Raw genomic sequence first — 13,852 nt, forward strand, 5'->3', positions numbered from 1 at the left:
TGAGGGATTCATGGGACTCACCATCGGCGTCGACATCGGCGGCACCAAGATCGCGGCCGGCGTGGTCGACGAGGAAGGCAACATCCTCTCGACCTTCAAGGTGCCGACCCCCACCACGCCCGAGGCCATCGTGGACGCCATCGCCTCGGCGGTGGAGGGTGCGCGCGCCGGGCACGAGATCGTCGGCGTGGGCATCGGTGCGGCCGGTTACGTCAACCGGCAGCGCTCGACGGTGTACTTCGCGCCGAACATCGACTGGCGCCAGGAGCCGCTGAAGGAGAAGGTCGAGGCCCGCGTGGGCCTCCCGGTCGTGGTCGAGAACGACGCGAACGCCGCCGCCTGGGGCGAGTACAAGTTCGGCGCCGGCAAGGGCCACCGCAACGTCATCTGCATCACGCTCGGCACCGGTCTCGGCGGCGGCATCATCATCGGCAACAAGCTGCGCCGCGGCCACTTCGGCGTGGCCGCCGAGTTCGGCCACATCCGGATGGTCCCGGACGGCCTGCTGTGCGGCTGCGGCAGCCAGGGCTGCTGGGAGCAGTACGCCTCGGGGCGCGCCCTGGTGCGGTACGCCAAGCAGCGCGCCAACGCCACCCCCGAGAACGCAGAGATCCTGCTGGGCCTCGGTGACGGCACCCCCGACGGCATCGAGGGCAAGCACATCTCCATGGCCGCCCGCCAGGGCGACCCGGTGGCCGTCGACTCCTACCGCGAGCTGGCCCGCTGGGCCGGCGCGGGCCTGGCCGACCTGGCCTCCCTCTTCGACCCGTCCGCGTTCATCGTCGGCGGCGGCCTCTCCGACGAGGGCGAACTGGTCCTCGACCCGATCCGCAAGTCCTACAAGCGCTGGCTGGTCGGCGGCAACTGGCGCCCGGTGGCCGACGTGATCGCCGCCCAGCTCGGCAACAAGGCGGGCCTGGTGGGCGCGGCGGACCTGGCCCGGGAGCCCGACCCGATCATGTAGTGGGGCGTACGACGGTGCCCGCCGCGTCCGGTCCCGGGACGGGCGGGCATCGTCGTATGTTGATCGCCATGGCGACCAGCACGCTGCTTCCCAACTCCCGTACCGAACCCGACGGTTCCGCCGTCATCCGCGTCCTGAGCTACAACATCCGCTCGATGCGCGACGACACCGACGCCCTGACCAGGATCATCACCGCCTGCGCCCCCGACCTGGTCCTCGTCCAGGAGGCCCCGCGCTTCTTCCGCTGGCGCAAGAAGCTGGCCCGGCTGGCCGCGGCCTCCGGCCAGGTGGTCCTCACCGGCGGCGCCACCGCGGCGGGCCCGGCGATCCTCTGCTCGCTCCGGGCCACCGTGGAGCGGACGGAGGACGTCCTGCTGCCCCTCACCCCCGGCCTGCACCGGCGCGGCTTCGCCACGGCGGTGGTCCGTTTCGGAGGGGTCCGGCTGGGCGTGATCAGCTGCCATCTGAGCCTGGAGGGCAAGGAGCGGTACGAACAGGGCGGCCTGCTCCTCGACCGCCTCACCGGCCTGGGCGCGGAGCACGCCATCGCCGGCGGCGACCTGAACGAAGGCCCCGACGGCCCTGCCTTCCGTCTGCTCTCGGCGAGCCTCCAGGACTGCCGTGCCGTGGCCCCCTGGGGCGGCGAGACCACCTGGCCGCACAGCGACCCCCCGCAGCGCCTCGACGCCGTCTTCGCGACCAAGGGCATCGAGGTCCTCGGCTGCGGTGTTCCGCTGGACCAACCAGGGGTCGCCCGGGCCGACTTGACGGCGGCCACTGACCACCTCCCGGTCCTCGCGGCACTGCGCGTACCGGTGGCGTGAGTTCCGCTTGAACTAAGTACAGGAAAACCCTTGTGCACCTCCGCCGCGATCACCTACTGTCCTTCCTGTACTTAGTTCAAGTGACCAGGAGGGGGAAATGATGTCCGGGAAGCGTGAGTCACTGGCCGCGTTCGTGGAGACGGCGGCGAAGGAGTTCGGGGTGCCGGGGGCCGCCGTGGCCGTACTGACCGGCGGCGAGGAGATCCATGTCCACCACGGGGTGACGAACGTGGAGCACCCCCTGCCGGTCGACGAGCACACGCTCTTCCACCTGGCCTCGGTCAGCAAGACCTTCACGGCGACCGCGCTGATGCGCCTGGTCGAACAGGGCAGGGTGGACCTCGACGCGCCGGTCCGCCGGTACGTTCCCGAGCTGCGCCTCGCCGACGAGGAGGCCGCCGCCCGGATCACCGTGCTGAACCTGCTCAACCACACGGCGGGCCTGGACTGGAACCTGGTCGACGCCGACGAGGGCGACGGCTCGCTCGCCGCGTTCGTCGGCCGGCTGGACCGGCTGCCGCTGATCGCGCCGCCCGGCACCCGCGCCTCCTACAGCCAGGCCGGCTACAACCTGCTCGGCCGGGTGGTGGAGAACGTCACCGGCCTGCCGTTCGAGAAGGCGCTGGCCGAACTGGTCCTGGAGCCGCTGGGCCTGTCCGACACCGTCCTCGACCTCGACGACGTCGTGGTCCGCCGCTTCGCCGTCGGCCACAACCGCGCCGAGGACGGCTCCCTCACCCTCGCCCGGCCCTGGAAGTCATGGCGGGCCGGACTGCGTGGCAACAACCCCGGCGGCGGAGTCGTGTCCTCGGCGAGCGACCTGCTGCGCTGGGCGCGGTTCCAGCTGGGCGACGGAGCGGGTCCGGTGGCCGCCGGGACGCTGGACCGCATGAAGGAACCGACCGTCGAACTGCGAGGCAGCACGCTCGGCGACGCCTTCGGCATCTGCTGGTTCCTGCGGGACGTGGAGGGTGTGCGCACGGTCGGCCACGGAGGTTCGGGCAACGGCCAGTTCGCCGAGCTGCTCCTGGTGCCGGAGCGGGACTTCGCCGTCGTCTCGCTCGCCAACTGCGGCCCGGACGGCTACCAGTTCAACCAGGCGGTGCTGAAGCGGGCGCTGGAACTGTTCCTCGATGTGGTCGAGCGGGAGCCGGAACCGCTGCCCTACGACGAGGAGCGGGCGCGGGAGGTCGCCGGGCGGTACGAGATCGACGCCATGAACCTCGACATCGCGGTGGCCGACGGCCGGCTCACGCTGGCCGTCGGCATCAAGCCGGAGATCCGGGCGGCGTCGGATGCGCAGATGCCGCCGGACTACCCGGCCGCGGGGATCGGCTTCCTGCCGGGGGACGGGGACGAGTACGTCGTCACCGAGGGCGGCTTGAAGGGGCAGAAGGGCTTCTTCTCGCGCGCGGCCGACGGCACGGTGACGGGGGTCGACCTGGCGGGGCGCCTCTTCACTCGGTCCTGATTCGCCGTACGCGACTGCGGGTGCGTGGGGGCTGGTCGCGCCCACGCACCCGCAGTCGCGTATCAGACACAGCCCCGCGCCCCTTACGGGGCGCTGTCCACCGGCCGCAGCCCCTCCAGCAGTGCGCGCAATCCCGCCGCATAGCTACCGTCGGCCGCGGCCGCGTACTCGGTGGCCGCGGTCGTGCCCAGCCGCGCCTGCAGCCGCGGGAACTGCTGCGCCGCCTGAGCCGCCTTGGCCAGGGTCTGCGAGAACATCTCCTCCGCGTCCCCACCGGCCCGCCGCACCTTCCTCGCCAGTGAGGCGGTGGCGGACGCGCCGAGGGCGTTGCCCAGGACGTACGTCACCAGCGCGCCGGCCGCCCGGTCGGCCTCCTGCGGGGTGAAGCCGGCGGTCTCGAAGACGCCGAGGAGATGATCGTCGTACCGGGCCTTGCCGGTGCCGTGGAGGAGATGGGAGCCGATCGCCTGGACCAGCCACGGATGCCGGAGCAGCATCTCGTGCAGCCGGTCGGCCATCGCCGTGGCCGTGTCCCGCCAGTCGGCCGCGTCGAGCGCCGGCAGTGCCACCTCGTGCCACACCCGGTCCGCGGCGAGCAGCACGAGGTCGTCCTTGTTCTTTACATGCCAGTAGACGGCGGTCGCCGCGGCCCCCAGACGCTTGCCCAGGCTGCGCATGTTCAGGCCCTCGAGACCTTCGTCGTCGAGGAGCTCCACGGCGGTCCGGACGATCTGTTCCGGGGTGAGCGTGTCGCGTGGCATGGGCTCACGATAGGGCAGGTCTTCAGGACTTGTACAAAGTTCAGACCACCGCGCCCCGGCCCGGGTCGTCACCTTCCTCGTCGTCCGTGCGCATCCGCACCACCAGCGTGGCGAAGCCGCCGAGGAAGCCCCCGATGCCGAGGGTCGTCAGCCACCAGGTCATGTCCCAGCCGAGCAGCACCGCGAGCAGCAGCAGGACCGGCCCGCCGACGACGCCCAGCCAGGCGAACTTCGCGGTGACGTCGGCGTCCGGCAGCGGCGGCGGCTCCGGCGGGACGAAGTGGCCCTCGTCGTCCTCGTCGAAGTCGTCCTCGGAGGGCTCGGGCGGGTTGTAGTCGCGCGGGCCGACACCGGGCGCGAACGAGACCGAGCTGCCCAGCGGTCTGACCGGCGGTGCCTTGTCGGTGTCGCTCTCGGCGTCCTTCTCCGGCTCGGGCAGCGCCAGGTCCTCCACCGGCTTGAAGGGCCGGGCGCCCGGCGGGTCCGGCGGCTCCTCGCCGTACCCCGCGACGATGGCCCGCCAGGCGGCGTCCTCGTCGAAGGGCACCTTCTGCTCGTCCGGCTCGCGGCCCTCGCGGCCCTCGCGGCCCTCGCGGCCCTCGCGGCCTTCACGGTCGGACTCGTGCTCAGCCACCTGTGGCCGTCCCTTCCTTGCCGAGACTGGGTGCGAGCCGGCCCATGAAGGCGAGGCTCTCCTCGAAGATCCGGTCCGCATCCTGGTCCAACGTCGCCACGTGGTAACTGTGTTCCAGCACGGTCTCCGTCACGTCCGTGGACGACACCCGGCTCAGCACCCGGGCCGAGTCGGCCGCCGGGACGACATGGTCCTGGGCGCTGCGCAGCAGCAGCAGGGGCTGGGTGACCTGGGGCAGCTCGCCGTCCAGCCGGCGCAGGAACACCCGCAGGGAGTGCGCCGCGTGCAGCGGCACCCGGTCGTAGCCCAGCTCGGCCGCGCCCTCCTTGGCTATGTCGCTGGCGATGCCCTTCGTCGTCCGCACGAGATGCCGGGCCACCGGAAGGGCGTACGCCGACAGGCCGTGCACCTTGTTCGCCGGGTTGACGACCACCGCGCCGGCGACCCGCTCGCCGTGCCGGGCCGCCAGCCTGAGGGCCAGTGCGCCGCCCATGGACAGGCCGGCGACGAACACGCGGGAGCAGCGCTCGGAGAGGAGGCGCAGTTCGCGGTCCACCTCCGCGTACCAGTCCTGCCAGCCCGTGACCTGCATGTCCTCCCAGCGGGTGCCGTGGCCGGGCAGCAGGGGCAGCGACACGGTCAGGCCGTGCGCCGCGTGGTGCTCCGCCCAGGGGCGCAGCGACTGGGGCGAGCCGGTGAAGCCGTGGCAGAGGAGAACCCCCACCTCCCCGCCCTCGTGGCGGTACGGCTCGGCTCCGGGGAGGACCGGCACCTTCGACGCTCCTGTTTCTGGAGAGAGCCCCCACCGGTGGGCGGTGGCGGCGTGGGGAAAACGTGCGGATGTGCTTCACCGTACGCGACCGCACCGACACCGACCAGGGTCGTCGGGCCCTTTGAGGTTCCCGAAGGGTTAAGGTCTGTTCGACGGAAACAGGAGGCAAGCGGGTGTTGTACGGCACGATGAAGGTCGCCATCGGGGGGCCGCTGAAGGTCGCCTTCAGGCCCTGGGTGGAAGGCCTGGAGAACATACCGGCCGACGGCCCGGCCATCCTGGCGAGCAATCACCTGTCCTTCTCGGACTCGTTCTTCCTGCCCGCGGTCCTGGACCGCAAGGTCACCTTCATCGCCAAGGCCGAGTACTTCACCACCCCAGGGGTGAAGGGCCGGCTGACCGCGGCCTTCTTCAAGGGTGTCGGACAGCTCCCGGTGGACCGCTCCGGGGCGCGCGGCGCCGGCGAGGCCGCGATCAAGAGCGGCATAGAGGTGCTGGAGCGCGGCGAGCTGTTCGGCATCTACCCCGAGGGCACCCGCTCGCCCGACGGCAGGCTCTACCGGGGCAAGCCCGGCGGCCTCGCGCGCGTGGCGCTGGCCACCGGCGCTCCGGTCATCCCGGTGGCGATGATCGACACCGAGAAGATCCAGCCCCCCGGCAAGGTGATGCCGAAGCTGATGCGGCCCGGCATCCGCATCGGCAAGCCGCTCGACTTCAGCCGCTACCACGGCATGGAGCACGACCGCTTCGTCCTGCGCGCCGTGACCGACGAGGTCATGTACGAGATCATGAAGCTGTCCGGCCAGGAGTACGTCGACATGTACGCGACGGCTGCCAAGCGGCAGATCGCGGAGGCGGCGAAGGCGGCCAAGGAAGCGGAGAAGAAGAAGGCCGACGAGTAGACGCGAACCGGGGGAAGCGGGGGGACGGGGGGTACGGTGGTCAAGCGCGAGCGCGTCATGAGGATGTCCGTCGAGCAGCCGATGTGGCGTGCCCTCGCCGGATACCGCGTACTGACGATGCTGTACGCGATCGGCCTGTTCGTCGCCCGGCACGGCAAGTACGAACACCCCTGGGTCGCCGTCGGCTACTTCGCGGTCCTCCTCGTGTGGACGCTGGCCACGCTGCCCAAGGTCGCGAGCGCCGCACACTGCACCCGGCGCTTCCTCGCCGCCGACCTGGCCATCGGGCTCACCGGCATCCTCCTCACGCCGGTCGCCGCCTCCCACGCGCGCATCGTGGCGGGCACTCCGACGCTGCCGTCGATATGGACGGCCGGTGTGGTCCTCGGCTTCGCGCTCAAGGGGGGCTGGCGCTGGGCGGTGCTGGCCTCGACGCCGGTCGCCATCGCCAACGTCGTCCAGCGCGGCACTCCGACCCGGGCGACGGTGCACGCCGTCCTGCTGGTCTGGATCGCCTCCGTGGCCATCGGCTACGTCGTGGAGGTCGCCCGCGCCTCCGAGCGCACCCTCGCCCGCGCCCTGGAGATCGAGGCCGCGACCCGGGAGCGGGAGCGGCTGGCCCGGGACATCCATGACGGCGTGCTCCAGGTGCTGGCGATGGTGCAGCGGCGCGGCGCCGTCATCGGTGGCGAGGCGGCGGAGCTCGGGCGGCTCGCGGGGGAGCAGGAGGTGGCGCTGCGCACGCTGGTCTCCGGCGGTCTGCTGCCGGTCTCCCGGGTGTCGGAGGACGCCGCCGCGGGGGCCGTCGTACGCGTGGTGGAGGAGCCCGACGACGACGGGCCGGTCGACCTGCGCTCCCTGCTCGCGCCCTACGCCGGTGCCCGGGTGAGCCTGGCCGAGCCCGGCGCGCCGGTCGCGCTGTCCCGGCCCGCCGCGCGGGAGCTGGCCGCCGCGGTCGGCGCCGCCCTGGACAACGTGCGCAGGCACGCGGGCGAGCGGGCCCGGGCCTGGATCCTGGTCGAGGACGAGCCGGACGAGGTCGTCGTGACCGTACGGGACGACGGTCCCGGCATCCCCGAGGGGCGGCTCGCCCAGGCCGAGGGGGAGGGCCGGCTCGGCGTGGCCCAGTCGATCCGGGGGCGGCTGCGCGACCTGGGGGGCAGCGCCGAACTCGTCTCCGTCCCCGGGCAGGGCACGGAAGTGGAACTGAAGGTACCGAAGAACCAGAAGGCGGGACGTCGATGAGCGAGCAGCAGGACCCGATCAAGGTCATGGTGGTGGACGACCACCCCATGTGGCGCGACGCGGTCGCCCGGGACCTGACCGAGTCCGGCTTCCATGTGGTCGCCACCGCGGGCGACGGCGAGCAGGCGGTCCGCCGCGCCAAGGCCGCGGTCCCCGACGTCCTCGTGCTGGACCTCAACCTGCCCGCCAAGCCCGGCGTCCAGGTGTGCAAGGAAGTGGTCGCCCACAACCCGGCGTTGCGCGTCCTCGTCCTCTCGGCCAGCGGTGAGCACGCCGACGTGCTGGAGGCGGTGAAGTCCGGCGCGACCGGCTATCTGCTGAAGTCGGCCTCCACCGAGGAGCTGCTGGACGCGGTGCGCCGTACCGCCGTCGGTGACCCGGTGTTCACGCCGGGCCTCGCCGGACTGGTCCTCGGCGAGTACCGCCGGCTGGCCTCCGAACCGGCCCCCGCCCCCGACACCGACGAGCCCGGCGCGCCCCGGCTGACGGACCGGGAGACGGAGGTGCTGCGGCTGGTCGCCAAGGGGCTGAGCTACAAGCAGATCGCCGAGCGCCTCGTCATCTCCCACCGCACGGTGCAGAACCACGTGCAGAACACCCTCGGCAAGCTGCAGTTGCACAACAGGGTCGAGCTGGTGCGGTACGCCATAGAGCGCGGACTCGACGACGAGTAGGCGCCGCCGGTCGGCCGTCCACCGGAATCACCCTTCCCGCCTCTCCCGATGTGACGCGAATCACCATTAGCGTGACTCTCTGTCAGGGAACCGCGGCGAAGGGACATTTCATGCGGGTCGGAGTACTGACCGGAGGCGGCGACTGCCCCGGGCTCAACGCCGTCATCCGGGGCATCGTCCGCAAGGGCGTGCAGGAGTACGGCTATGACTTCACCGGCTTCCGGGACGGCTGGCGAGGCCCCCTCGAAGGCGACACCGTCCGTCTCGACATCCCCGCGGTGCGCGGCATCCTGCCCCGCGGCGGCACCATCCTCGGCTCCTCGCGCACCAACCCCCTCAAGGCGGAGAACGGCATCCGCCGGATCAAGGACAACCTGGCCAAGCTGGACGTCCAGGCCCTCGTCGCGATCGGCGGCGAGGACACCCTGGGCGTCGCCGCGCGGCTGTCCGACGAGTACGGGGTGCCCTGCGTCGGGGTGCCCAAGACCATCGACAACGACCTGTCGGCCACCGACTACACCTTCGGCTTCGACACCGCCGTCAACATCGCCACCGAGGCCATCGACCGGCTGCACACCACCGCCGAGTCCCACATGCGGGTCCTGGTCGTGGAGGTGATGGGCCGGCACGCCGGCTGGATCGCCCTGCACTCGGGCCTCGCCGGCGGTGCCAACGTCATCCTCATCCCCGAGCAGCGCTTCGACGTCGACCAGGTCTGCGCCTGGGTGACCTCCCGCTTCCGGGCGTCGTACGCGCCGATCGTCGTCGTCGCCGAGGGCGCCATGCCGAGGGACGGCGACATGGTGCTCAAGGACGGCTCGCTGGACTCCTTCGGGCATGTGCGCCTGTCCGGGGTCGGCGAATGGCTGGCCAAGGAGATCGAGAGCCGCACCGGCAAGGAGGCCCGGACCACGGTCCTCGGCCATGTCCAGCGCGGCGGCACACCCAGCGCCTTCGACCGCTGGCTCGCCACCCGCTTCGGCCTGCACGCCATCGACTGCGTCCACGACGGCGACTTCGGCACGATGGTCGCCCTGCGCGGCACCGACATCGTCCGCGTCCCGATCTCCGAGGCCACGGCCAGGCTGAAGACGGTGAACCCGAAGCTGTACGAGGAGGTCGGGGTGTTCTTCGGCTGACGGCGGCCCGGACGGCTACACGGTCGTGCGGCGCAGCTGACCCACCAGTTCCCGTACGACCGTTGCCCCGTTCAGCGTCAGGACCGACTCCGGGTGGAACTGCACCCCCGCGAACCCCGGGCCGCGCAGCGCGTGCACCTCACCGTTCGCCCCCCGGCTCACCTCCACGCCGTGCGCGGCCAGTTCCCGGGCCGCCTCCTCGTCGCAGCGGGCGACGAAGCTGTTGTAGAAGCCGACCGTCTCCGGCCGCCCGAACAGGTCGACCGTGGTCTGCGCCCCCTGGTACGGCACCTCCTTGCGGACGATGTCCAGCCCCAGCTCGGCCGCGATCAGCTCGTGGCCCAGGCAGACGCCCAGCACCCCGTGCCGGTGCTCCCGGATCACCGTGGCGGTCAGCTCGCGCAGGAAGCGCATCTTCGGATCGGCCGCGTCGCAAGGGTCACCGGGACCGGGCCCGAGCACCACCGGCCCCTCGTGCGCGAGCACCGCCGCCCGCAGCCCCGGCTCGTCGTACCGCCGGACGGTGACGTCCAGCCCGCTCGACCGCAGCACGTGGGCGAGCATCGCCGTGAAGGTGTCCTCGCCGTCGACCACCAGCGCATGGCCGGTCAGTTCCCGCGCGGGCTCCTGCATCCGCAGCCAGAACGGCGCGAGCGCGGACCGCCGGCCGTCCAGCGCCGCCCGTACCCGCGGGTCGTCGGCCAGCCGGGGCCGCTCCCGCTCCTCGCGCGGCCGGGACGGCCGCACCCCGAGGGCCGCGAGCACGCCCGCCGCCTTCGCGTGCGTCTCCGCGACCTCGCCCGCCGGGTCCGAGCCGCGTACCAGAGTCGCCCCGACCGGGACGCGCAGCCGCCCCTGGGCGGAGATGTCGGCGGTGCGGATCAGGATCGGCGAGTCCAGTGTCTGCGCGCCCCCCGGGTCGCGGCCGAGCAGCGCCAGCGCGCCCGCGTAGTAGCCGCGTCCGGCACCATCCCGCCCGAGCGGCTCGTACCGCTCGATCACCCGGCACGCGTTCTGCACCGGCGAGCCGGTCACCGTGGCCGCGAACATGGTCTCCCGCAACACCTCCCGCACATCCAGGGAGGACTTGCCGCGCAGCTCGTACTCGGTGTGCGCGAGGTGCGCCATCTCCTTCAGGCGGGGGCCGACGACCACTCCGCCCATGTCGCCGACGGTGCACATCATCTTCAGTTCCTCGTCGACGACCATCGACAGCTCCTCGATCTCCTTGCCGTCGGCGAGGAAGGAGAGGAGGTGCTCCGGGGTCGGCCCCTCGGCGGGATAGCGGTACGTCCCGCTGATCGGGTTCATGACGACCGTGCCGCCGGACATCCGCACGTGCACCTCGGGGCTCGCGCCCACCAGCGTCCGGTCCCCGGTGTGCACGACGAACGTCCAGTACGCGCCCCGCTCGCCCTCCAGCAGCCGCCGGAACAGCGCGAGCGCGTCGGCCCGGCCGAACCCCGGGACCTCGCCCTCGTACGTGCGCCGGATCACGAAGTTCGCGCCCTCGCCCCGGCCGATCTCCTCCGCCAGCACCCGCCCGACGATCTCGCCGTACTCCTCGTCGCCGACGTCGAAGCCGCCGCCCTCGACGCGCACCTCGTGCGCCGGGAGCTGCGACAGCGCCACGCCGAGCGGCAGCTCGTACGACTCCTCGGGGGTCAGCACCAGCAGCGGGGTGCCGTCGTCGCGGACGTCGAAGCCGCGCTCGCGGATCTGCCGGAACGGGATCAGCGCGAGCCCCTCGTCGGGCAGGTCGGCGAGCCGGTCACGGCGGGTCACCGGGCCGAGCAGCACCTCCACCGGGTGCTCGTCGAGGCCCGGGGTGCGACGGCGGAGCAGGGCGAAGGGGCGGGGGTCGTGCAGGAGGTCCTGGAGATTCATGGGTGATCCTTCTCGATCTTCTGACGGAGAGGAACGACCCCGGAAACGCCGAAGGCCGCCCCTCGGGCGGCCTTCGCGAAGTCTTGCGTACGCGCAGTCAGTGGGCCGCCGGAGAAGCGGTCCACCACCAGTTCTGGATCGACAGCGCGAACATGGCAGGAACCCTACCGCACCCGCCCCCGGTCCACAGGACAACCGTCGCGTCTCACCTTTCGAGCCAGAAGATGGGGCATGCGAGCCGACCGCGTAATGTTTACGAGGTGACCGTGAACGCTAAGACCAGCCCGAGCGCTGGCAACACCTGGCGAGACCTGCCCGCGGCGCAGCAGCCCGAGTACCCCGACCCCGAGGCTCTGCGCGCAGTGATCGCGGACCTCGAGTCGTATCCGCCGCTCGTCTTCGCGGGCGAGTGTGACCAGCTGCGCGCCCGGATGGCGGCAGTCGCCAAGGGAGAGGCGTTCCTCCTCCAGGGAGGCGACTGCGCCGAGGCCTTCGACGCGGTGTCCGCCGACCAGATCCGCAACAAGCTGAAGACGCTGCTCCAGATGGGTGCCGTCCTCACCTACGCGGCCTCCGTGCCGGTGGTGAAGGTCGGTCGTATCGCCGGGCAGTACTCCAAGCCCCGCTCCAAGCCGACCGAGACCCGCGACGGCGTGACCCTGCCGACCTACCGCGGCGACTCCGTCAACGGCTTCGACTTCACCGAGGCCGCCCGCGTCCCGGACCCCGAGCGCCTGAAGCGGATGTACAACGCCTCCGCCTCCACGCTGAACCTGGTGCGTGCCTTCACCACCGGCGGTTACGCGGACCTGCGCCAGGTGCACGCCTGGAACCAGGACTTCGTGCGGACCTCGCCGTCGGGCCAGCGTTACGAGCAGCTCGCGCGGGAGATCGACAACGCGCTGAACTTCATGCGGGCCTGCGGCGCCGAGCCGGAGGAGTTCAAGACCGTCGAGTTCTTCTCCTCGCACGAGGCGCTGCTGCTGGACTACGAGTCCGCCCTGACCCGGGTCGACTCGCGCACCGGCAAGCTGTACGACGTCTCCGCGCACATGGTGTGGGTCGGTGAGCGCACCCGGCAGCTGGACCACGCGCACATCGAGTTCGCCTCGCAGATCCGCAACCCGATCGGCGTCAAGCTCGGCCCGACGACGACGGCCGAGGAGGCGCTGCAGTACATCGACCGCCTCGACCCTGAGCGGGAGCCGGGCCGGCTGACCTTCATCGTCCGGATGGGCGCCGACAAGATCCGCGACCGGCTGCCCGAGCTGGTGGAGAAGGTCACGGCGTCCGGTGCGACGGTGGCCTGGGTGACCGACCCGATGCACGGCAACACCTTCGAGGCGGCCTCCGGGCACAAGACCCGCCGCTTCGACGACGTGCTCGACGAGGTCAAGGGCTTCTTCGAGGTCCACAAGGCGCTCGGCACCCACCCGGGCGGCATCCACGTGGAGCTCACCGGTGACGACGTCACCGAGTGCGTGGGCGGCGGCGACGAGATCTTCGTCGACGACCTGCACCAGCGTTACGAGACCGCCTGCGACCCGCGGCTGAACCGCAGCCAGTCGCTGGACCTGGCGTTCCTGGTCGCGGAGATGTACCGGGACCAGTAACCGGGACGCGGTAGGACCCGTGGGCGATCTGGGGCGCGGATCACATCCGATCCGCGCCCTGCCCACTTTTGCGGGCCGGATGCGGCGGGTAAGGTTAGGTTTGCCTCACCGGTCAACGGGATGGCAGTGACAGAGCGATCCCGCCCCGGGAGGTGAATCCGCGTGTACGTCTGCAGCTGCTTCGGCATCACCGAGGCCCAGGTCAAGCAGCACGCGGAGGACGGCGCCTGCACCCCCCGCCAGATAGCCTCCGCCTGCAAGGCGGGCACGGACTGCGGCGGCTGTGTACGGCGCATCCAGGCGCTGCTCGGCCGGGGAGCCTGCCCGCGGCGCGACCTGGCCGACCAGGGCAAGCCCGTCCTCACGGCGCTGGACGAGGCCGCCTAGCTCTCCGGCTGCTCGATCAGCTGGGCGATGTAGAGCGCCTCGCCGAGCTTGTCCAGCAGCTCCAGCTGGGTGTCGAGGTAGTCGATGTGGTGCTCCTCGTCGGCGAGGATCTCCTCGAAGATGTTCGCCGACGTGATGTCGCCCTTCTCCCGCATCACCTTGATGCCCCGCCGCAGCCGGTCGATCGCCTCCACCTCGATCTGCCGGTCGGCCTCGAACATCTCCTGCACGGTCTGGCCCACGCGGACGTGGAAGAGCCGCTGGTAGTTCGGCAGGCCCTCCAGGAACAGGATCCGGTCGGTGAGCACCTCCGCATGCTTCATCTCGTCGAACGACTCGTGCCGTGTGTACTTGGCGAGCTTGTACCAGCCGAAGTTCTCCTGCATCTTCGCGTGCAGGAAGTACTGGTTGATCGCGGTCAGCTCGCCGGTGAGCTGCTCGTTGAGGAACTCGATGACCTCGGGGTCGCCCTGCATCGCAGCGGCTCCTTCCACACGGGGACGGGGGAGGTGTGCGGCGGCATGATTGCACCGGCGCCGAAGATCGTCCAGTAAGTGCGTACTTAGTAAGTTCGCTCTG

15 protein-coding genes are annotated in these 13,852 nt (G+C 71.4%); 9 read left to right on the forward strand and 6 right to left on the reverse strand.

All coding sequences use genetic code 11. The features are described 5' to 3' along the window. The first annotated feature begins 10 nt into the window (after positions 1–10). From FB563_RS23980 to FB563_RS23990, 3 genes are all read left to right on the forward strand, one after another. The gene (locus FB563_RS23980) at positions 11–964 is read left to right on the forward strand and encodes an ROK family glucokinase (protein ID WP_055705252.1); all 954 of its coding nucleotides are present in this window, start codon (positions 11–13) and stop codon (positions 962–964) included. 68 nt (positions 965–1,032) lie between these two features. Continuing rightward, positions 1,033–1,788, forward strand: a complete 756-nt coding sequence (locus FB563_RS23985) for an endonuclease/exonuclease/phosphatase family protein (RefSeq protein ID WP_055705267.1) — start codon at positions 1,033–1,035, stop codon at positions 1,786–1,788. 100 nt (positions 1,789–1,888) lie between these two features. After that, entirely contained in the window at positions 1,889–3,259 is a 1,371-nt protein-coding gene (locus tag FB563_RS23990; protein ID WP_055705266.1) for a serine hydrolase domain-containing protein, read from the forward strand. An 83-nt stretch (positions 3,260–3,342) separates the two neighbouring features. Here the strand turns inward: FB563_RS23990 and FB563_RS23995 are convergent, their stop codons facing one another. The 3 genes from FB563_RS23995 to FB563_RS24005 are packed head-to-tail and all read right to left on the reverse strand — an operon-like array spanning position 3,343 to position 5,426. Next, positions 3,343–4,020 (reverse strand): TetR/AcrR family transcriptional regulator, encoded by a 678-nt coding sequence (locus FB563_RS23995; RefSeq protein ID WP_055707439.1) that lies wholly within the window; start codon positions 4,018–4,020, stop codon positions 3,343–3,345. Positions 4,021–4,060: 40 nt separating this feature from the next. Further along, entirely contained in the window at positions 4,061–4,654 is a 594-nt protein-coding gene (locus FB563_RS24000) for a hypothetical protein (protein WP_055707438.1), read from the reverse strand. After that, the gene (locus tag FB563_RS24005) at positions 4,647–5,426 is read right to left on the reverse strand and encodes an alpha/beta hydrolase (protein ID WP_055707437.1); all 780 of its coding nucleotides are present in this window, start codon (positions 5,424–5,426) and stop codon (positions 4,647–4,649) included. Before FB563_RS24005 ends, FB563_RS24000 begins: the two co-directional genes overlap by 8 nt. Positions 5,427–5,614: 188 nt before the next feature. Here FB563_RS24005 and FB563_RS24010 point away from each other — a divergent pair, with 188 nt between their 5' ends. The 4 genes from FB563_RS24010 to FB563_RS24025 all read left to right on the forward strand — a co-directional run bounded on the left by FB563_RS24010 (position 5,615) and on the right by FB563_RS24025 (position 9,386). Beyond that, positions 5,615–6,328, forward strand: a complete 714-nt coding sequence (locus tag FB563_RS24010) for a lysophospholipid acyltransferase family protein (protein WP_234357825.1) — start codon at positions 5,615–5,617, stop codon at positions 6,326–6,328. A gap of 36 nt (positions 6,329–6,364) precedes the next feature. Further along, complete coding sequence (macS, locus tag FB563_RS24015; protein ID WP_055707436.1) at positions 6,365–7,573, forward strand: MacS family sensor histidine kinase; 1,209 nt, start codon at positions 6,365–6,367, stop codon at positions 7,571–7,573. Further along, positions 7,570–8,247 carry a response regulator gene (locus FB563_RS24020; RefSeq protein ID WP_055707435.1) on the forward strand — a complete coding sequence of 226 codons (678 nt, stop codon included), beginning with the start codon at positions 7,570–7,572 and terminating at the stop codon, positions 8,245–8,247. The genes macS and FB563_RS24020 overlap by 4 nt, the downstream gene beginning before the upstream one ends. Before the next feature lie 110 nt (positions 8,248–8,357). After that, complete coding sequence (locus FB563_RS24025) at positions 8,358–9,386, forward strand: 6-phosphofructokinase (RefSeq protein WP_055707434.1); 1,029 nt, start codon at positions 8,358–8,360, stop codon at positions 9,384–9,386. Between the two features lie 15 nt (positions 9,387–9,401). On the opposite strand, the gene FB563_RS24030 is transcribed toward FB563_RS24025, so the two are convergent. Then, positions 9,402–11,273 carry an anthranilate synthase family protein gene (locus FB563_RS24030; protein WP_055707433.1) on the reverse strand — a complete coding sequence of 624 codons (1,872 nt, stop codon included), beginning with the start codon at positions 11,271–11,273 and terminating at the stop codon, positions 9,402–9,404. 97 nt (positions 11,274–11,370) lie between these two features. After that, the gene (locus tag FB563_RS45490; protein ID WP_073894098.1) at positions 11,371–11,427 is read right to left on the reverse strand and encodes a trp operon leader peptide; all 57 of its coding nucleotides are present in this window, start codon (positions 11,425–11,427) and stop codon (positions 11,371–11,373) included. A 106-nt stretch (positions 11,428–11,533) separates the two neighbouring features. Here FB563_RS45490 and FB563_RS24040 point away from each other — a divergent pair, with 106 nt between their 5' ends. Together FB563_RS24040 and FB563_RS24045 are read left to right on the forward strand one after the other, a co-directional pair. After that, positions 11,534–12,886, forward strand: coding sequence for a class II 3-deoxy-7-phosphoheptulonate synthase (locus FB563_RS24040; RefSeq protein WP_055707432.1), 1,353 nt, complete (start codon positions 11,534–11,536; stop codon positions 12,884–12,886). A gap of 162 nt (positions 12,887–13,048) precedes the next feature. Further along, a complete protein-coding gene (locus tag FB563_RS24045; RefSeq protein ID WP_055707431.1) occupies positions 13,049–13,273 on the forward strand; it encodes a (2Fe-2S)-binding protein in 225 nt (74 codons plus the stop codon). Here FB563_RS24045 and bfr read toward each other — a convergent pair. Then, on the reverse strand, positions 13,270–13,749 hold the full coding sequence (gene bfr / locus FB563_RS24050) for a bacterioferritin (RefSeq protein ID WP_055707430.1): 480 nt from the start codon (positions 13,747–13,749) through the stop codon (positions 13,270–13,272). The genes FB563_RS24045 and bfr overlap by 4 nt on opposite strands. Between the last annotated feature and the right edge of the window lie 103 nt (positions 13,750–13,852).

This window comes from Streptomyces puniciscabiei (genome assembly GCF_006715785.1).
GTDB lineage: Bacteria > Actinomycetota > Actinomycetes > Streptomycetales > Streptomycetaceae > Streptomyces > Streptomyces puniciscabiei.